13 protein-coding genes are annotated in these 18,635 nt (G+C 67.7%); 5 read left to right on the forward strand and 8 right to left on the reverse strand.

Features of this window, described 5'->3' with window-relative positions:
- Window positions 1–116: 116 nt before the first annotated feature.
- Both ACWFQ8_RS32140 and ACWFQ8_RS32145 read right to left on the reverse strand, forming a co-directional pair.
- On the reverse strand, window positions 117–452 hold the full coding sequence (locus ACWFQ8_RS32140; RefSeq protein WP_453789810.1) for a hypothetical protein: 336 nt from the start codon (window positions 450–452) through the stop codon (window positions 117–119).
- Window positions 453–750: 298 nt separating this feature from the next.
- Window positions 751–6,786 carry an RHS repeat domain-containing protein gene (locus tag ACWFQ8_RS32145; RefSeq protein ID WP_453789811.1) on the reverse strand — a complete coding sequence of 2,012 codons (6,036 nt, stop codon included), beginning with the start codon at window positions 6,784–6,786 and terminating at the stop codon, window positions 751–753.
- A gap of 821 nt (window positions 6,787–7,607) precedes the next feature.
- Here ACWFQ8_RS32145 and ACWFQ8_RS32150 point away from each other — a divergent pair.
- Window positions 7,608–11,720 carry a LamG-like jellyroll fold domain-containing protein gene (locus ACWFQ8_RS32150; protein WP_453789812.1) on the forward strand — a complete coding sequence of 1,371 codons (4,113 nt, stop codon included), beginning with the start codon at window positions 7,608–7,610 and terminating at the stop codon, window positions 11,718–11,720.
- 480 nt (window positions 11,721–12,200) lie between these two features.
- On the opposite strand, the gene ACWFQ8_RS32155 is transcribed toward ACWFQ8_RS32150, so the two are convergent.
- Window positions 12,201–12,440, reverse strand: a complete 240-nt coding sequence (locus ACWFQ8_RS32155) for a hypothetical protein (protein WP_453789813.1) — start codon at window positions 12,438–12,440, stop codon at window positions 12,201–12,203.
- A 306-nt stretch (window positions 12,441–12,746) separates the two neighbouring features.
- Between ACWFQ8_RS32155 and ACWFQ8_RS32160 the strand changes: the two genes are divergently transcribed.
- On the forward strand, window positions 12,747–13,187 hold the full coding sequence (locus ACWFQ8_RS32160) for a hypothetical protein (RefSeq protein WP_453789814.1): 441 nt from the start codon (window positions 12,747–12,749) through the stop codon (window positions 13,185–13,187).
- Here the strand turns inward: ACWFQ8_RS32160 and ACWFQ8_RS32165 are convergent.
- Together ACWFQ8_RS32165 and ACWFQ8_RS32170 are read right to left on the reverse strand one after the other, a co-directional pair.
- Window positions 13,174–13,452, reverse strand: a complete 279-nt coding sequence (locus tag ACWFQ8_RS32165) for a hypothetical protein (RefSeq protein ID WP_453789815.1) — start codon at window positions 13,450–13,452, stop codon at window positions 13,174–13,176. The genes ACWFQ8_RS32160 and ACWFQ8_RS32165 overlap by 14 nt on opposite strands.
- 259 nt (window positions 13,453–13,711) lie before the next feature.
- Window positions 13,712–13,846 (reverse strand): LPXTG cell wall anchor domain-containing protein, encoded by a 135-nt coding sequence (locus ACWFQ8_RS32170; RefSeq protein ID WP_453789816.1) that lies wholly within the window; start codon window positions 13,844–13,846, stop codon window positions 13,712–13,714.
- Window positions 13,847–14,079: 233 nt separating this feature from the next.
- Here ACWFQ8_RS32170 and ACWFQ8_RS32175 point away from each other — a divergent pair, with 233 nt between their 5' ends.
- From ACWFQ8_RS32175 to ACWFQ8_RS32185, 3 genes are read left to right on the forward strand one after another with little or no spacing between them, the layout of a single operon-like run.
- Window positions 14,080–14,277 carry a type II toxin-antitoxin system prevent-host-death family antitoxin gene (locus tag ACWFQ8_RS32175; protein WP_453789817.1) on the forward strand — a complete coding sequence of 66 codons (198 nt, stop codon included), beginning with the start codon at window positions 14,080–14,082 and terminating at the stop codon, window positions 14,275–14,277.
- A gap of 38 nt (window positions 14,278–14,315) precedes the next feature.
- Window positions 14,316–14,684 (forward strand): DUF6247 family protein, encoded by a 369-nt coding sequence (locus ACWFQ8_RS32180; protein WP_453789818.1) that lies wholly within the window; start codon window positions 14,316–14,318, stop codon window positions 14,682–14,684.
- Window positions 14,681–15,004 carry a hypothetical protein gene (locus ACWFQ8_RS32185; RefSeq protein ID WP_362634950.1) on the forward strand — a complete coding sequence of 108 codons (324 nt, stop codon included), beginning with the start codon at window positions 14,681–14,683 and terminating at the stop codon, window positions 15,002–15,004. Before ACWFQ8_RS32180 ends, ACWFQ8_RS32185 begins: the two co-directional genes overlap by 4 nt.
- Before the next feature lie 1,301 nt (window positions 15,005–16,305).
- Here ACWFQ8_RS32185 and ACWFQ8_RS32190 read toward each other — a convergent pair.
- The 3 genes from ACWFQ8_RS32190 to ACWFQ8_RS32200 all read right to left on the reverse strand — a co-directional run bounded on the left by ACWFQ8_RS32190 (window position 16,306) and on the right by ACWFQ8_RS32200 (window position 18,392).
- Entirely contained in the window at window positions 16,306–17,298 is a 993-nt protein-coding gene (locus ACWFQ8_RS32190; RefSeq protein ID WP_453789819.1) for a DUF4344 domain-containing metallopeptidase, read from the reverse strand.
- Between the two features lie 286 nt (window positions 17,299–17,584).
- Window positions 17,585–17,722, reverse strand: coding sequence for a hypothetical protein (locus ACWFQ8_RS32195; RefSeq protein WP_453789820.1), 138 nt, complete (start codon window positions 17,720–17,722; stop codon window positions 17,585–17,587).
- Window positions 17,723–18,062: 340 nt separating this feature from the next.
- On the reverse strand, window positions 18,063–18,392 hold the full coding sequence (locus ACWFQ8_RS32200; protein ID WP_453789821.1) for a hypothetical protein: 330 nt from the start codon (window positions 18,390–18,392) through the stop codon (window positions 18,063–18,065).
- Between the last annotated feature and the right edge of the window lie 243 nt (window positions 18,393–18,635).

An 18,635-nucleotide genomic window follows, 5' to 3' on the forward strand; every position in this document is an offset into this window, starting at 1 on the left:
ACGCCACCCCCGCAACTACCTGGCCTTCCTCGGACTCGCCGCCGCCATCTGCTGCTACAAACGCCTCGTCCGCCTCACCACATAGGACACGGTCTAACTCGTCCAGGCGGTGGCGATCACCGCGCCCTGATCGCGGAGGGGGCGGATTCGCTCGGCGAGCAGACGGCCCGCGAGGCGGCTCCCGCGTTCTTCCGGCGCGACGCACCCGGCGCTGCTGACGGCGCAGTGCACGGCGGCCCGCCGAAGTACTGACCGATGAGGAGTCCGAGGCCGCCAGCGATGACGCGGCCGTCCCGGACCGCGACGCGCAGGTCGGCGTACCGGCGCAGGCGGGCGATGTCCTCCACCGGGTGGCCGTAGGCGGGGGTGGCCAGGGCGTCGTACTGCTGCCACAGGTCGGTGTCGGCCTCGGTGATCCGGACCGAACCGGGATCGGGCAGAGGTGCGGACACAAGCGTCGCCCCATGGGATCTGACCTGATCCAACGGGGCGACGCTCGACTGCAGACTACGTGTTACCTGCGCGCAGAATGTTCCCTGCTGTCGACGGTTTGGTCATTAGCGGTCACCTTCACCCAGCTCCTTGAGAGCGTTCCTCCTCCATCTCACGACATGGCGAACGATCACGATAGCTGCTATCGCCACGCAGAGCGGCAGCCCCCAGATTACCGCCAAGAACAACCAACCGAGAGATTCCATGAACTCCTCTTCACCTGCCTATATTTGGCAGTGCGTGTCACCCGACGGAATTTTATCGATCCCTACTCCATTGATCCATGGAAATCACCTTGGTCCAGTAGTACTGCTGTTCCACCGAAGCGCCGAATCCACGAGTGGTGTTCGTTCCAGAGCATGCGTGATCATGGCAGAACGACTCCCAGTTCGTTTTGTTCTTCGCTTTGAAGTTGACCGTCACCGTACGGTCGTACGTGTTCACGTTCAACACCTGATAGCTCTGGCTCCAGGAGCCGACGACGGTTTCGAAATCGCCATTGCCGAATCTAGATACTAGCCCGACGGCATCTTTCCAGCTACCAGGCCTGTGTGCCGTGCGCCAGGGGGAACCTGCCCCCGTACCCGCATAACCGCCTTCTCGCGCAGTTTGAGCAATTAGCTGCTCGACCTTCTTGTTGTGGTCAGTAGCCGCTATCAGTTCCACCATGTTGGAGCCCGGTCCGAAAATGAGCAGCGGGAAGAATTGTCCCGATCCGTTGGTCCACATCTCGGAGATGTCGTATGGGTCGAGATTGTTTACGGCGGCCTGAAAGCCGGGCGAGGTCGGATAGTTCTTCGGGTACGGAATCTTGCCGTGGTAAACGGGAAGAGCGGAGCAGTAGCCCGCAGTGACGGGGCTCATAGCGCAGGATGTCTTCCCCTTCGATCGATATGCCGCCTTAATCCGGTTCTTTCGGTGGTGTGACTGAGTCTTCCGGTTCTGGGATACGATTTGGTTGTACCGCTTCGATTCTCCTCTGCTGTCGTCTGGACGCGTGCCCCCGTTTTTGCACAAGTACATGCCGCTCGCACACTCTTCGATAGCCTTGCCGGTCGGGTCGGACTCGGTCAGGGGGCTGTTGTTGGCGTACTGGTAGGCGTTGTGCTGGCGGGGGTCGTCCACCACCATCAGCGGGTCTACGGAGAGGAAACGGCCGAGGACCGGATCGTACTCACGCGCTCCGAGATGGGTAAGTCCCGTGGCCTCGTCATGGGTTCCCCCGACGAAGCCGCGTTCGCCCGGCCAGGTGGCCGGTTTGGTGCCGCGGTCCTCGCCGAACGGCTTGGTGACGCGGCGCTGGACCTGCAGGGTGGCGGCGTCGATGGCGGTGGTGCCGGTGTTGTGGTGGTCGGCAGCGACGTAAGACCAATTGCCGTCCGAGGTGCGGACGATCGTGGTACCGCCGGGGGTGGCGTAGTAGCGGGTGCCGGTGACCGTGTTCGTGGCGGTGTTGAGGGTGAGTTCGTTCGAGCCGAGGTAGAGAGTGGTTTTGCCCGGGTCCTTGCGGAGCAGGCGGTTGCCGTCCGCGTCGTAGAGGTAGGTGGAAGTCCCGGCGGAGGTGGTGGCCGAGGCGAGGCGGCCTTCGGCCGTCCAGGTCAGGGTCTGGGTGGTGCCGGCGGCGTCGGGGCGGGTGAGTGTGTTGCCTGCCGCGTCGTAGGTGGCGGGCTTGGTGGTGGACGGGCTGGCCGCGGTGGTTCGGGTGGTGGAGATTGGGGCGTGCGGACGCGGCGAGCCCGGGGCCGGGTAGGTGTGGGTGGTGGTGACGGTTTTGGCCGTGTCGCCAGCGGTGTCGTGGTCGGTGGAGGAGGTGCGGTTGCCGGTCACGTCGTAGGTGAAGGACTGGCGGTAGGGGGCCGTGCCCCCGATCTTGCCGGGCTGCGGGGTGGTGTTGGTGCAGCCGCCGATGCCGGGGACGGACGGCCCGGGCTGGGTGGTGGTGGTTCCGGTGTCGGTCCAGGCCGTGGTGAGGCGGCGCTGGTAGTCGTAGGTGAAGCACTGGGTGTCGCGTGCGGCGCCCTGGGTGCTGGTGACGGAGATGACGTCGCCGGCGGGGGTGTAGGTGTAGTCGGTGATGTCGACCTCGGTGGCCGCGTCCTGCTTCTTGAGCTGGGTGTTCAGGAGCCGTCCGGTGGCCGGGTCGTGGATCTTGGTGAGGCTGACCTGGCGTGGATCGTCGCCGAACGTCGTGCGCTGGACCTGGCCGAGTTCGTCGTAGTCGGTGAAGTTGACGTAGCCGTCGTTGTCCGCGCCGTAGGAGACGGGCAGCCCGTTGATGTTGCGGCCGGTGTACAGGCGCTCTGCGGGCAGTCCGCCCATGGCGGGCAGTGTGGTGCGGCGCTCCAGTCCGGTGATGGGGTTGTAGTCGGTGGCGGCGGTGTAGGTGCCGGTGAGGGCGCCTTCGCCGGCGGGGACGGTCAGCGTGGTGCCGGTGGGCCGGTAGCCGATGTCGTAGCCGGTGGTCTCCTGCCGCCAGGGCTTGCCGTCCACCCAGCTGGTGGAGGCCGTCAGCTGGCCGGGCAACACGGTGTCGTATTCGTAGGTGGCCAGTGTGATGCCGCCGGCGGTGTCCTTGTTGCGGGAGGTGGGGCGGCCGAGGATGTCGTAGGTGGTGAAGACCTTGGTGCCGCGGGCGTCCTGGGTGGAGACGGGGCGGTCGGCGTTGTCGTAGGCGACGGTCGAGGTGCCCTTGTCGGGGTCGACCGAGCGGATCTGGCGGCCGCGGAGGTCGTAGTCGTAGGTCCAGGCGTTGCCTGCGGGGTCGGTGATTCGGGTCAGTTTGCCGTCGGTGTTGTACGCGTAGCGGGTGGTGTCGTACTCGCCTGTGGGCGTGGCGCTCTTGTACTTGCGTCGTTCGACCGTGCGCCCGAGGGTGTCGGTGATGACACTGGCGGCCATTTCACCCTTGGGGGGAATGGTGTCGGTGCGGTCGACGCCTGGGTAGGCGGTGGTGGTGCGCCACTGCTCGATCGCTTTGGAGGAGAACACGCTGGCGGCTGCGCGTCCGAGGCCGTCGTAGAGCGTGGTGGTCGTCGAGGGGACCTGGTTTTCGTCGGGGATGAAGCGGGTCTTCACCGGGACGGACGTGGCGTTGACGTAGGTGTTGTTGGTTTTCGCGGCGCGTCCGTGGCTGTCGTACCAGGTGTCGGTGATGAGGCGGCGCTCCGCGTCGCCGTTCTGCGGCACGGACTGGACCTGGACCTGCCGTCCGAGGGCGTCGAGGATGGCGATGGAGGTCGCGTAGGACTGGTCGGAGCGGAGCGTCTGGGTGGTTACCGAGCTTGTGGTGGTGTTGCTGAGGTCGTAGGTGAACACCTTGCTCGCGCTAGAGGTGCGAGCGCGGCCGGGCAGCCAGACGGCGGTGGTGCGGCCGAGCGCGTCGTAGGCCACTTCGGTGGTGCGGTTGTTCTGGTCGACGGTCTTGACCGGCACTCCGCGCAGGGGGTGCAGGGTGGTGGTGGTCGTCCAGTTCTTGGCGTTGGTGACCTTGAGCGTGGTGGCGGGGGCCGGTGCGGTCGGCTCGTAGGCCGTCGTGGTCGTGGCGCCCGCCGCGTCGGTGGTGCTGGTGACACGGCCGTAGGAGTCGTAGGCGGTTGTGCTCTTCAGGCTGTACTTCGGCTGGCCGGCTTCGAAGCGGTCCAGTTCCTCGGTGCTGGTGACCTGGCCGGGTCCGTTCAGGGTGCCGTGGGGCTGGCCGTCGTAGAACGTGCGGTTTCGGCTGAGGGTGTTCGCCTCGGTCGCGGGGGTGGCGCAGTCACTGCTCTGGATCTGGAGGGTCTCGGAGGCGCGGTCGATCATCCAGGTGCCGGTGTTGCGGGCGTAGGAGGTGGTGGTGCAGGTGTCAGGCAGTCCGTCCGCCTGGTGCCGGGTCCATTCCTCCATGCCGTAGGTCTCGTCGTACTTGACGGACTCCGAGGTGGTCTGCCAGGTCTTGTCTGCGCGTAGCTTCTTCTCACGGGAGGGACCCTCGCGCTGCATCTGTGCGGTGAGCGCGGGAAGCTTGGTGCCGCGGCTGTGGGTCGAGGTGACCTTGGAGAGCCACGGTTCGTTCTGCGAGACGGCGACGAGCTCGCCGCCGTCGGAAGCGAAGGTCTGGGTCTCTCGGACCGTGCCCGCCAACGGGTTGGAGTCCTTGACCGTGTTCCCGGCCAAGCCGGTGAAGGTGGCGGTGCGCTTGCTGATGCCGTCGGCCTTGACGTCGCCGTCCATGCCGCGCAGGTAGAAGGCCGCGGTCTTGGAGACGGCGTCGGGGGCGGTGCCGAGGCGGGTGATGACCTGTTCATAGCCGCGGAACTGGTTCCAGGTGCGACGCTTGTCCTCAGTCAGTTCCTCGTCGTCCCGGTGCCAGGCGGCGCCGCCGACGTACTCGTAACGTGTTTCCTGCGGGCGGGAGCCGGCGATGTTGTCGAGCTCGGTGACGCGGGTGACGACGTACTTGTGGAACCAGTCCAGGGTCGGATCGTTCGGGTTCTTCTCGTCCGGGTTCCAGTAGACCGGGTAGCAGCGGGTAGTGTTGGAGTCCTGGGCCGTGGGCAGGCCCGCCCCGGGTGTGCAGTCGGGGTCGGCGTAGCCGATGTCGGTGATCCCGCCCGTCTCGGACTTGATCTTGACGATGCGGTGCCGGTTCATGGCCGGCCTGTTGTCACCGCTGGAGTCGACGCGGTTGTTCCTCAGGCTGCCGTAGAAGACGACCGGCTTCGACGGGAGCGCCGTCGCACCGTCGTGGCCGGTGTGCAGGAGGGAGGCCAGCCACAGGGCGGGCGACGTCTGGTCCTTCGGGTCCGGGAACTGGTGCGTGAGCGCGTAGGAGTCGACGCTGTCGTAGCCGCCGGTGCCGTTGAGGACCCGGGTGGTGATCTTGGTGAGGCGCTTGGTGGTCCAGAAGGTGGCGGAGGTGTTCTCGCATATGCCGCTGGATGCGCAGTGCTGGTCGAAGGGGACGTCAGGCCACTTGGTGGCGTTGGCTTTGGTCAGCTTGTTCGGCGCGCAGTCGAAGTTCGCGTCGGGCAGGCAGCGCTCTTCGGTTGCGAAGAGCACCTGGGCGGTCGGCTTGACTGTGTCCGCGTCAGTCAGCTTCGAACCGTATGTGATCTTCGCGAGAGTGCCGCCACGGATGTACTTCTCGAGGGTGCCGTTGGGCGTCGCTTCGGACACGCCGCGCTTGTAGTAGTTGGTTTGTGGAATGTCGTACCAGTGAGTGATGACCCCGCCGCGCGGGTCGACGACGAAGTCGAGGTTCCAGCGCCAAGCCTGCTGGCACCAGGAGGCGTCGAAGGTCGCCTTGTTGCACTCCTCACCCGTGTTGTTCCCATAGACGGGCGTGGTCCAGGCAGAGTTGGTGGCTGGGGCGGTGGCGTTGCCGGGTTTGCGTCCGACGCCGAAGTAGTACTGGGTCCCGTCCGGTGTGGTGATCTTCCAGTACTCTCCGTTGTTGTCGCCATTGGTGGCGCCGGTCAGCCGTTCGACCTTCGAGACGTCGTCGTTCTCCAGCCGCCAGGTACCGGAGGTGTCATCGCGGACCAGAATGGAGGACTTCCCGTCCAAAGAGACCGTCGCGTTGTGACCGGACAGGCACTGCTCACTGGAGTTGGCCTGACCGTCCTTGGCGCAGGGCTTGAAGTTGCGCTCCACGAAGCCGGGCGAGTAGTCCCAGCCCTCGCCGATCCACGAAGACTGGTTGTTCGTAGCGGCCGTACGGCCGTCCACGGACTGCGAGCTGTAGGAGAGGGAGATACCGGGCTTGGTACCGCCCAGCGCATCCGGTACGGCGATTGGGTACGACCAGGAGAAGCCGCCGGTGTTCTTGCCGCTGGTCCACTTGCCCGAAGGTGCCAGGCTGGTGGCTGCGTATGTGCCGGCGGATCCGCCTGGCGAGGTCGTCACGCCGAGCACCGTGGCCCCGCCGGTAACGGTAGAAGCACCGCTCGAACGCATGCCTTCGCCTGCAGATCCGCCTTTCAGGAGAACTTCAGCGCTGAGCAGCCCGGCCCGGTCACCATCGCGAAGGGTTTCCACGGGCGTCTGCGTACGGCATTCCGCGCGCTCAGGGGTGGTCAGCGCGCACTCCGGCAGCGTGACCAGGCGGGTCCGGCGGAGCCAGTCGCCGCCGAAGGCACCCGCGATGTGCGAGACGTCCACGGAGACCTTGACCGGACCGGCCTTCATCCCATCCCCAGCGGGACGTAATGCAAGCAGCAGGCCCTGGATGCCGGCCTTGTCTGCGGCGGCCTTGTCCTTGAGCTGCACCGCGGCCTTGCCCGAACGCGGAGCGTCCTTGGCCGAGCTAGGGCTCACCCAGACGGGAGCGGCTCCCGCACGGCGCGGGTCGGCAGCGGGAGCCGCCGGGACGTTGGAGGGCGCAGGCGCGGTGAACAGCGAACCGCGCGGAGCAGCGGGTGCCATAGCACCAAGATCGACCTCGGCCTGAGAAGCGGGCGGCCAGTACACGTCCTTCGGGCGCCAGACTGCGGCGCCGCCGTCCCCAAGGGGCTTCGGATCAGCCTTCGGGGCGTTCTTCCCGGAGACCGACTCGGTCTTCGTCAGTTTGCCCGGTGACCAATGGCGTTGCTCCTTTGGCTGCCACTGTGCGGCCTGGGCGGTGCCCGAGCCGACGACCAGTGATAGGGCCACTACCACTGGAACTGCGATGCGCTGTTTGAGCTTCGAGCTTCTTCTTATCGCCCGAAGTCCAGCCGCCGATACCGACACGGCATTCCCCCCACGGTCGCCGAGTTGATCAATTGGCCTGAGAGCCTATCTGGTGGGTGGTTCGCAAAACGCGAACCAATCAGGACAATATGCCTCCACCTGACCTGTGAGGTTCCAAAGTTCTTCTGAAATGCGACTGTTTGCGTGCGCGATGGCTTGATTTCATCGATCGATTTGTCGTGATCCTGCAAAATAGTTCCGGGGAATTCGAGGTTCCGGATTTGCAATCACGGACGGGTTCGGCGGATGGGCTGTTAACGTTCACGCCGAGCTGCTGAAAACGATCACACTGGGGAGTTCCCGTGGGGGGAATATCGCAAAGAATGCGACCGGTCCGCCGGCCGGTCGCACTGGCGGGGCTGGTCGCACTGGCCTTGTCCGTCTCATCAGTCGGCGCAGCACCCGCAATGGCTGCGGACAAGCCGGCAGCACCAGTCGCTCAGACGCCGCCGGAGCGGCCGACGACGGAGCGGGAGCGCGCGGAGGACGCCGCGCTGGCCGAGGCCAAGCGCACCGGGAAGCCGGTGGCCGTGCCCGCGGTGACGACCGAGACCGACAGCGTGGTGGCCAATCCGAACGGCACCCTGGGCCTGTCGCGGAGCGTCACCCCGGTCCGTACCAAACGCGATGGCAAATGGGCGGACCTGGACGCCACTCTCGTACCGGCGGCCGACGGCACGCTTCGGCCGAAGGCCACGGTGAGCGGTCTGACGTTGTCCGGTGGCGGTAGCGCGGCGCTTGCCACCTTGGAGCAGGACGGCAAGCAGCTCGTGCTGAGCTGGCCCGAGCCACTGCCTGCCCCCGTGTTGGAGGGTGACAGCGCCGTCTACCGAGAGGTGTTGCCGGGTACTGATCTCAAGGTCACGGCCGATGTGGGCGGCGGACTCTCCCAGATCCTCGTCGTCAAGTCCGCCGAAGCTGCCCGGCATCCGAAGCTCGCCAAGCTGACCATGGGCCTCAAGGGCCAGGGCGTGAACGTCTCTGTCGACGGCCACGGCAACCTGAAGGCCGCCGACGCCTCGGGCCGTACGGTCTTTCAGGCGCCGACCCCAACCATGTGGGACTCCACCACCCCCCTTCAGGCCCCGCTCGCCAAGCCCTCCTCGACCGCCTTCTCCCAGAAGGTCAAGGGCAGCACACAGAACGCGACGACCGGTACGGACGAGGGAGCGGCCAAGCCCGACTCGGACAGCACCGGTCCGGGAGAGTCAGCCAAGGTCGCCAGGCTTCAGACGGACCTGGGCAAGGACTCCATCGCCCTGACTCCGGACCAGGTCTTCCTGACGGATCCCGACACCGCCTACCCCGTCTACATCGACCCCGCCTGGCAGCCCACGAACCGCGGGACCCAGCATTGGGCGTGGGTTCAGGAAGCCTATCCCACTACGACCAGCTACGACGACTACAGCGACACCTACGATCCGGGCGTCGGCTACCAGCGCTGGCGCACGAGGACGGGCCTGGAGCGCTATTACGTCCAGCTCGACACCAGCGACCTGCGCGACAAGAGCATCAAGAAGGCCTCCTTCTTCGCGACCCAGTCCTACGCCGCCGACGCCACCTGCGGCAACACGTACAACGTGGACCTCCACTCCACCGAACCGCTCCTTTCGAACATCAACTGGAGCACGCAGCCCCGTGACTGGGAGGTCCTGCGCACGACGTCCCTCAACAGCGCGGGCGGACCCGGCTGCCCAGGCTCCACCACGCGCGGCGAGTGGGACGTACGCGACCACCTAGCCGCGAACGAATGGCGCGGCAGCGTCACCTACGGCCTCTTCGCCTCCAACGAGTCCAAGACCAGCGGCAACACCTCCTTCAAGCGGTTCACCCGCGACAAGAACCACCTCCCCTTCCTCTATATCGAGTACAACCGGGCCCCGTACGACCCGTGGGAGCTCGCGATGTTCCCCGCGCCGCAGAACCCGAACGGAAACGGCTGCGGGTGGGTCGGCGCCACCAACTACGCAGGCCTGAGCATCGGTGCCTGGATCGGCGACCCGGACGGGCAACCGAACGACGCCATCTTCGACGTCGTCGACACCGCTGGTGGCGCCGTGGCCTACAGCAGCGGCTGGATCGGGGCCGCGAGCGGAACCCACTGGGTATCCGCGCACCCCACCAATCTCTCCGACGGCCACACCTACTCCTGGCGCGTGCGCAGTGGTGACGGCGACATGATGTCGGTCAACTCCCCCACCGGGTGCACGTTCAGCATGGACACGCAGCCGCCGTCCGTCCCCGTCGTCGCCTCTCCCCAGTACCCGCCGTCGGGCACCCTGCCCGGCTCCACCCAGCACATCGGCCAGAGCGGTACCTTCACCGTCAAATCCACCGACAGCCTCAGCGGCGTCCTGTCCTACGAATGGGCGTTCAACTCGGCGATCCCGGTGGGTGGCGCCAACCGGGTGAACGCATCTACCGACGGCAGCGCGTCCATCGCCCTGACCCCCACGAGCTGGGGCACCAACATCCTGCGCGTCCAGTCCGTGGACCGGGCCGGCAACCGCTCCCAGCAACAGACATACACCTTCTACGTGCCCGACAACCCGAATGCGAAGACGACCCTCGGCGACATCACCGGCGACGAACGCGTCGACTTCATCGCACCCACGGCCGACGGAGACCTCGTCGTCTACCCGACCGCCATCGACCCGGCCGCCGGCGGCGTGGTCGCCTCCAACGTGGCCAACAGCCCGGGCGGCAAGGGCTGGGGAGGTGGCACCCTGACCACCCACCGCGGTGGCAACGGGATCCGCATCGACGACCTGTGGGTACACCGCGACGGAGAGCTCAAGCTCTACCGGAACTCCCTCACCCACGGCGGCCTCGCAGCCAACGGCGGCCTCTACTACCACGCCTCCAAGGCTCTGCCGGTCCAGCGACCCTATGTGGACGACTGCACCGTCGCCGCCACGGGCCAGCCCTGCGGAAGCGAGTACGCCGAGAACTGGACCCGGGTCAAGCAGATCGTCGCCGTGGGTGATGCCCTGCCGGAGGCGGGGGTCACACCTCGCAACGACCTTCTCACCGTGGAGAACGACGGCACGAGGAGCTCGCTGATGTTGCTCCAGGGGACAGGTTCCACAGGCGAGCTGCGCGATCCGGTCGTTCTCGTCCTGAGCCCCTCAGGCTGGGACAACCTCACCCTCATCGCTCCAGGTGACGCCACCGGTGACGGCCTCCCGGACCTCTGGGCCCGCGACAACACCACCGGCGACCTGTACCAGTACGCCAACGTCGCCGGAAACCCCGCAGCCCTCGGCGACCACACCAAGCGCACCAAGATCGGCTCCGGGGTCAAGGCAGCCACCCACCCCGTCGTCGGCTCCTCCGGCGACACCAGTGCCGACGGCGTTGCCGACCTGTGGGCCCTGGACAGCCTCCACCTGCTGCGCACCTGGAACGGCATCGCCACCGCTGGGAAGGTCACCGCATTCCAGGCCGGCCACACCATGGGCGATGCCCGCATCTCCACCTCGCACTGGAAGCTGAACGAGGACAACGGCAACACCGCCGTAGACCTGCGCGGCCGCAACAACGCCACGCTCAGCGCCACCGGCGTCACCCGCGCGGCCGACAACGTCGCGGGCACCGCTACCAAGGTCATCGCCCTCAATGGCAGCACCGGTACCGTCACCGCCGCCAAGCCCGGAGTCGACACAACCCGCAGCTTCACCGTCTCAGCCTGGGTCAAGTCGACAAAACCCACCGGCGTCGTCCTCAGCCAGGACGGAGCTCACGCCAGTGGCTTCATGCTCTGGCACGACCAGGACGGCACCTGGCGGTTCGGGATGTCCAAGCGGGACGACAACGGCTGGGACTACGACCAGACCACCGCCATGAACGATGCTGCCAAGGTCCGCATCAATGACTGGACCCAGCTCACCGCCACTTACGACGCCCAGACCGGACTCATCGCCCTCTACGTCAACGGCACCCTCGCCGGCACCGGCCACCACGCCAAGAACAACGCATGGAACGCCACCGGCACCCTCGTCCTAGGCCGCTACAAGAACGCAGGCCAGCCCAAGTCCTTCTTCGAGGGCAGCCTCAGCAACCTGTCCGTCTACCACCACTCCACCGTCCCCTCAGCGACCAGCACCACCCTGGTGTCAGCGGTGAGCAGCACCAAGTGCGCGGACGACGACCACGGCAGCACGGCGGAAGGCAACCGCATCCAGATCTGGGGCTGCAACACCGACCCGGGGGCGCCGCAGCTCTTCGAGATCCGCGAGAACGGTGAGTTGCGCGTGGTCGGCAAGTGCGTCAGCGCTGCGGCCGGCGGTACCGGCAACCGCACTCCCCTCCAGCTCGCCACCTGCGACGGTGCCGGTGGACAGCAATGGCTGCCCACCGCCACCAGCGGTTTCTACAACCCCCAGTCCAACCGCTGCCTCGATCTGCCGTACGCCAGCACCAGTAATGGCACCCAGCTCGAACTGTTCGACTGCAACACCTCCAACGCACAACGCTGGCGCGCCTCCGGCCTCGCCTCCCCCCTGGGAGCGAATGGCTGACCCTGCCCGCCGCCTCACCAGGCCCGCCTTCCCCGGCAACCCGGAGGAGGCGGGTCCACGGTCTTCCGGGGCGGCCGCGAACCTGGCGATGCGTGCTACGGAACTCCTGCGGGCGTGGGCATGGGATGACCCCGGCTCCGCGCCACCGCCGTTCCTCGACTTGTCCTGCTCCCCCCGCTGACACGGGGATGGTCTCAGTCTCCTGTATGCCCGTAGGGGTCTCCTGGGGGTTGAGGGTCTCGGGGGATGGGGGTTCGATTTTCACAGGTCAAGGTGTGTTGTCAGTGGTGGCCTCTACTCTCTGGTGTTCGTCGGAGGAGGGCGTGGAGGGCTGATGGACTTACAGCAACTGCATGAGCGGTACGAGCCTTGTGTCGTGAGGGCCCTGGAGGCGGTTCGGCTACCGATCGCCCCACGGATCCACAAGCTGCTGGGCCCCGTCCCGGCCGGGCACCAAGGTGGACGGCCGGGACGGGGCCCTCACCCGCTATTCCCTGGGTGACCCGGCCGCAGCAGAAATCGCTGGATCTCGGCCCTGCCGGGCGCGTAGCCGGCAGAGGTGTCCACCAGCAGGTTCGGAGCGGCCAGGCTGATGGGACGCGTTGCTGGGGTGGTGGTCGACGCTGGGGTGGTGCGCTCCATGATCGAAGTGCCGAAGAAGCCAACGGTCAGGGTGCGACGGTCCTCATCACCGGAGCGTGCCAGCCGGGAGTCAGTCACGGTGTGGCTCTTCTCGTATTGAAGGTATGGGCCGCCCCGTGTGTGGCGCGCTCGTCACTGCGAGGCAGGCCGAGTCGATGTCGAGGACGACTACTGATCCCGTTGCTCCGCAGGGCGCCGGCTCCGGACCCGGTCACCCCGCCGTCGGCATCGGCGACGCCGAGCCCGTAGCCGACTCGCGGACACCCGGTGGGCAGGTCGGTCGGCCCCGGTGGGAAAGATGAGTACGAGCACCCAGGCGGCGGCCCCCGCCCATGGGAAAGGATGGGCCACGCCCTGCGCCGCACGCCGGAGGAGACCCCCCCGATGAACATCCCCGCCCCGCCACCCGGCTCCGTACCGCCGCTTCCCGGGTACATGCCGTCCCCCGGCCCCGTACCGCCTTACGGTCACCTCCCGCCGCCCCCGCGCACGCCGCCACGTGCTCCCCTGCGCCCGCACGGCGCCTGGTACGCCGCCCCCGGGGTCCTGCTGCTCGTGGCCCTGGGTCTCGCCGCCCTGGGCGCGCTCGCGGGGATGACCCTCACCGCCGGCAAGTGGTTCGCCTGCGACGCGACCACGTCCTGCGCGTACACGCCGTACGAACCGGGCTACCGCGATCCCGCCTGGCCACAGCTGCCCTTCACCGCAGCGACGGCCTTCGCGGCGGCGGCGGTCGTGTCGTTCGCCGTGATCCTCCTGCTCCGGTGGCGTGGCGCGGCCCGCCGCGCGAGCCGTCTCCTGGCGCCTTGCGCTATCTCTCGGTGAGACGGGATATGAGCCGGTCCCTGGCCGTCGGGATTCCGCTCGCCGCCAGGGTGGCGGCCGCATGCACGGCGACCACCGCGCGGAAACGACGGTGACGCGCGCCGGGACGGATCAGGGCCTGCACGCTGGAGCGCAGAGCCGCCCGGGCGTCCATGGCGTACCACCACCAGTCCGCGCCCACGGTGTACGTGCCGTCCGGGTTGGCCGTCACGACCTGGTCCTCGTATCCGTCCTCGGCCGCGAAGGCGGCGGGGGCGCGCTCCATGACCTGGTGCCCCGCACCTCAATCAGAACGAGAACCCGCTGGTCGTAACGCACCCGATCACGCTAACGGAAACGGACCACTAGATTCCCGTTACGTCGACGTCCGTCTCAAAGGCATCGGCCGGAGCACCCGTACGGCCTGGTCCCGCCAACCCTGACGGGCCGCATCCGGGCGCAGCGAGACCGCTCGCCACGGCACGCTCTACTTGCGCTCGATCTCCCGCATCTTCGGAGCGCAGGCCCTTCGAGCGGACCCGCTCTCACTGCGCTGCCTCCCTTCGCCGCCAGACCCACACCCCGCCCGCGGCCGCCACCGCCAGGAGCGCGAGCACCACCAGCCAGGGATGCGCGGCCAGCCACCGCAGCACCCCCACCCCCACACTGAGGACCCCCACGCCCACCAGGGCGATCAGCCCGAGCTTCTCCAGGTGCCGTAACGCTGACGGGAGGGCACCGCCCCGCGCCTGCGGGGATGGTCCGCCGCTGCGGATTCGTACGAGAGCGGTTGTGGCGTCGCCCCGCGTCTGTGGGGGTTGTTTGAGGGTGCCGTTGACGATGTGTCCGGCAGGGGGTTGGTGTGCGTGGAGGTGAACTATCGCAACTATGATAGTTGGGGTAGGTTGGGGGAATGGAGCCGAAGACGTACACGACGATCGATCTCCGCAAGCAGATGGGTGAGATTCTCGACCGCACCCGGATCGCGGGGGAGTCTGCCGCGATCACCCGTAAGGGCAAGACCTTGGCCTACCTGGTGCCGGCCGAGTGGTTCGAGCAGTACATGGCACAGCATCCGTCGGCCCCCGGCGCCGGCCAGAACGCTGCCTGAAAGGGCCGGACCGCAGGCAGAGCAGGAGTTCCTTCGCCATGACAGCGCAGCCCATTCACTTCGACGGCCCCGGCGGCGAGAAGCCCCGCCAGGTGCCGCCGATGCCCGAACGCACCCCGCAGGCCTTGCGCCTGGCCATCCAGGAACACGCCCCGCACCTGCTGCCGGACTTCGAGTCCCACTGGCGCCGCGCGATCGGCGACGCCTTCAACCTCACCCCGGTACCGGCCTTCATGCGCTTGTGGTGGACCCAGTACGCCATCGCCCGCGACCCAGGCCTGGAAGCCCACCTGCGTGACCTCGAAGCCCGCGCCGCGAAGTCCGAGGACCCGGGAGAGTCCGCCCGGCTCCTGGCCGAGTACAGCCGACTACGCCGCAAAGTGGCTGGGGTGGAGCCCGGCCGGTGACCGATGAGCTCCCACTCCCGCCCTGGAAGATGGACTGGACGGCAGAGGCGCTCCAGGAATTCGAGAACATGCCGCAAGACGGCAAGCAGCTGGTCCTGTCAGCCCGCGCCGAGCTGATCACCGCCCCGGATCCCTATTACCGGGGAATCGACGCCGACGTGTCACTGCCGCACTGGATTACAGTCCGCCCGCTGGCCTCGACCAGTCCGGGTGGCCCGCACATCGCCGACCTCGCCGGTGGCCGCGGCTGGCTCATCTTCACCTTCGTCCGCCGCCATGCCGACCCTCAGATCACCGTCACCGACGCGTTCTGGGCCTGACCGTTGTCCGTACCAGCAACGCCCCCTGCCCCATGCGCTGAGGGCGAGTTGGCCCGGCGTAGAGACCGGCGCTGACCTGGTCTGGACCGTCCTGTCGTCGACCTGCCCCCGCGGGGATGGTCCGGCGTTCTACGGGGACATCGCCGTCCTGCTCCAGTCGGCCCCGCGTCCGCGGGGATGGTCCGCGCACCGCCAACGGCGACCGCCCTGTCACCCTGTCGACCCCGCACCCGCGGGGATGGTCCGTCCCTGGTCATCCAGAAGGGGATGCCGCTCGTTCATGCTCATACAGAACGTCGCTCAACATCGGGGCGGGGTCGTCGGTGAGGCAAAGCCAGCCGATCGCGGCTGCCAGTCGTACCTTCGGGCGCCTGTGTCCGGTCCTCCCACTGCTCTCGCATCGACGCGGTGGTCGGCGGGTGGGGGTGCGCGCGGGTGGCTTACGCCCGCATCGCCGCCTGCCGCGCCCGCTCTCGCGGTGGTGCGCGGCTCGCGCCCCACCGTGGATCGTCCGGGCCCGTCGTGCAGTGATTAACCCGCTCGTGAGGTCGCCATCGCTCTCAAGGACCTGCTCCTGGACTTGGCCTGCACCGCAGGGAAGATCGCCGCTTGTGCGGCCACCGCCTGACCTGAAACGACGCGGTGGCCCGCCCCGAATACCGAGGCAATCCTCGCTGCGGCAGGACACCAACCGTCAGGGGAGGGAGCGCGGATGGATGTGGGATCGGTGCCCGGCAGCATAGGCCGAGCTGCGGCCGGGGCGGGCCGACTGGTGTGGGCAGCGGTGACCGCACCGACCACGGGCACCGGGACGCCCACTCCAAGATCGACAGGCTTGCGGAGAAGATCGAGAACGAGGTGCCGGAGGAGCTGCGGGACCGGGCATGGGTCTGGTTCTGGACGCACTGTACTGGGTTCCCCAGGAGATCGATCAGTTGGTGGAGGGACACCAGACGCCCGATGACGAGGAGACCGAGGGCCCGTCGGCCAAGTACTGATGCCGGGAACCGAAGAGCCTGAAGGGTCGGCGTGCCGATGCGCTGCGGAAGCGTACGAAGGAACCGACGATCCCGTTCGGCCCTGTGGAGATAGTGACCTTGGAGCCGTCGGCCACGGCCTCGTTGGACTTGATGGACACGGAAGTCTCGGACACTCGCTGTTCCCCTGTTCGGCGCCGGTGTGCGGATATTGATCTTGCTGGTGGAGCGTTGCACACTGCCTGGGCGCCGATCCCGCGATAGTCCCCGGGACCCTGCTGCGCGACTACACGGACGAGATCGACGGGGTACGCGTCATTTACCTCATTGACCGCTGCGGATCTCGTCGATGCGCTTCGCCAGAGCCTGTGTCTCCGCGACCAGCCGCCCGTGCGCCTTCTTCTGCTCCTCGGCACCCCGGTCCCTGAACGCCCCGCTGAAGTGGGGTCGGAGCTGGGTCCACCAGCCGTAGTTCAGCATTGCCCACGCCTGCGGGCAGAGGGGGGCGCGGGTCTTCGGGAGATAGCCGCTGCCGACCAGGGACTGCTGGTACTTCTTCGGGTCGCTGCCCTCCAGGTAGCACAGGAAGTTGAAGGCCCGCTGCTGGGTAACGGGGTGGTCGCTCGACATGCCCTCCAAGGTCGGCGTGCCTTCCTTGCGTGCGATCTCGTCGAAGAGGATCGCGGCGGCCAGCGACGGGCCCGGCCCGACCTCGTTGACGGTATAGAAGGACGCGAAGCCGTCCGCCGCGTCCTCTTCGAGACCGAGGTTGGCCAGGAGGAGCTGGCGCTGCAGGGCATGGCCCATCTCGTGGCCGAAGATGAATTCGGTCGACAGCACGGTCAGGTCATCGGTGTTGTACTCGGACGCGGGGAACGGGGCGGGACGTTCGACGGTCTTCACGACGTCGGCGAGGGCCTTCTCGATCTCGGTCAGGAACGGTGGCGGGACGAAGATCGTCCTGCCGTCGGGCTGGGTGACGGCGTCGGTGACGCCGGGCGGCACGGCGGCGGTGACCTTCACGACCATGTCGTGCGGGAGGGTGAGTGATCTGTTCACCCAGTCGGCCGTACGCTCCAGCACGCGGGAGTTCCGGATCAGTGCCACGGCCTCCCGATCCTCCGGTTTGACCGCTTGGGCCTCGTAGACGACGGTGACCCTGCCGGAGCGCGCCGCCTGGGGGCGGGGCCCTGCTCCAGGCCCCTGCCCGGCGTCGCGGGCCTCGCCGCTGCACCCGGTCGAGACGACCCCGGCGAGGAGCAGCACACCTGACAGGACGATGCGCGCCCTCTTCGAGCGACCGGCGGTGTTCGGCATCCTTGATCGGCTCCCATCGCGTGTCCCCGCACTGATCCTCCGGCCGTCCGGAGGCGGGTGCCCGTCGAGCCGCCCGTACGGGGGACCGTTCGCTGTGTGGGCGACCTTCGGGAGGCCGCCTGGTTCGACCCGTTGGACAACCGCAGCATCAGGGATCCCCGACGCAGCTTCCGGCGGTAAAGCGCAGCTCCTCGTGCCGGCCGACGGCGCAGACGCCAGCGCGAGGAGCACCAGCCCTCTCACGGCGCCCAGTCCACGCCCAGCTCGGCGAAGTCGCACTGGAGTACTAGCTGGCGATGATGTTGTGGAAGAAGAGGACGGAGCCGGCGAAGGCGGCGCTGCCAGCGAGGACGGCGGTGGCGGCGTTGTGCTGTGCGAGGTAGGTGAGGACGCCGGCGCCGGTGCCGACGAGGATGCCGAGCACGAGGACGAGTGCACTGCGCAGGCCGAGCAGGGCACTGCCAGGGCCCGTCGTCGCCCGGGGAGGGTGGGGGTCGGCTGGTCCTTGCGGCGCTGGCGTGGCCTGTGGGGCGTGTGTGCACGGCTGGGCGGGGACCGGGCCCGGGGTCGTCGCGTGGGGCTGGGCGGGGTTGGCGGGCGTGGTCACGGTGGGGCCTCCGGCGGTGTTGTTCGCGGCTACCGCGGCTGCGGCGACCGTCATTTCAGGTTTAGGCAGCAGCAATCCAGGCCCCCCTTGGTGAGCCACGTCACACAAATTTGTTGCGGTTGAAGCGAGGGGAAGCACCCGGCGACCGCCTATGACCTCATAAAGCGAACGGCCGGACGGTGCAGCCGTCCTCGGCCTGCACGACGTCGTCCAAATCTCGAGCCAGGACGTCCTGACGGGTCGGACACGAATTCCCCGACAGCTCGACGGTGCCCTCGTCGCTCCACGATGGCCCGAAGGCTTCACGGCTGTAGCCGGCGAGGGGAGTCCGCTCCCGCACCGCCAGGGCGTCCAGTTGAGCCGAAGCGGGCGCGGACCCGGTCGCGCCGTGGGCCGGGGCGGCCTCGGTGATGGAGAGGGGGCCGCAGGCGGAGGCGGACAACGCGCCGGCGAGCGCGAGGCCGGCAGCCATGAGGCGAGAAGCCATGAGGAGAGGTCCCGTCGTATCGGAGGAAGCACCGTCACCTGCTACAGGTGTGCTGCCGGCCGACGGTGTGACACTCCGCCCGGACCTTTTTTACAGCCCGCGTTCTGCCGAGCCTGTTTGATCTTTCGCAGCGAATTTCGGGCGACTAACGAGCTCGTGCATGGTTGGCGGTGACGCGTCGAAAGGTGCAGGTCGGGCCGGGGGTCACCGTGCCTGACGGGCCCCGCGGGTGGCGGTCTGTTG

Source organism: Streptomyces sp. NPDC055254, from assembly GCF_053606025.1.

Coding starts and splice junctions, on each gene's coding strand:
- ACWFQ8_RS32150 (WP_453789812.1), top strand. CDS start 7,608: ATGGCTGCGGACAAGCCGGCAGCACCAGTCGCTCAGACGCCGCCGGAG.
- ACWFQ8_RS32165 (WP_453789815.1), bottom strand. CDS start 13,452: ATGGAGCGCGCCCCCGCCGCCTTCGCGGCCGAGGACGGATACGAGGAC.
- ACWFQ8_RS32200 (WP_453789821.1), bottom strand. CDS start 18,392: ATGGCTTCTCGCCTCATGGCTGCCGGCCTCGCGCTCGCCGGCGCGTTG.
- ACWFQ8_RS32160 (WP_453789814.1), top strand. CDS start 12,747: ATGAACATCCCCGCCCCGCCACCCGGCTCCGTACCGCCGCTTCCCGGG.
- ACWFQ8_RS32190 (WP_453789819.1), bottom strand. CDS start 17,298: ATGCCGAACACCGCCGGTCGCTCGAAGAGGGCGCGCATCGTCCTGTCA.
- ACWFQ8_RS32175 (WP_453789817.1), top strand. CDS start 14,080: ATGGAGCCGAAGACGTACACGACGATCGATCTCCGCAAGCAGATGGGT.
- ACWFQ8_RS32180 (WP_453789818.1), top strand. CDS start 14,316: ATGACAGCGCAGCCCATTCACTTCGACGGCCCCGGCGGCGAGAAGCCC.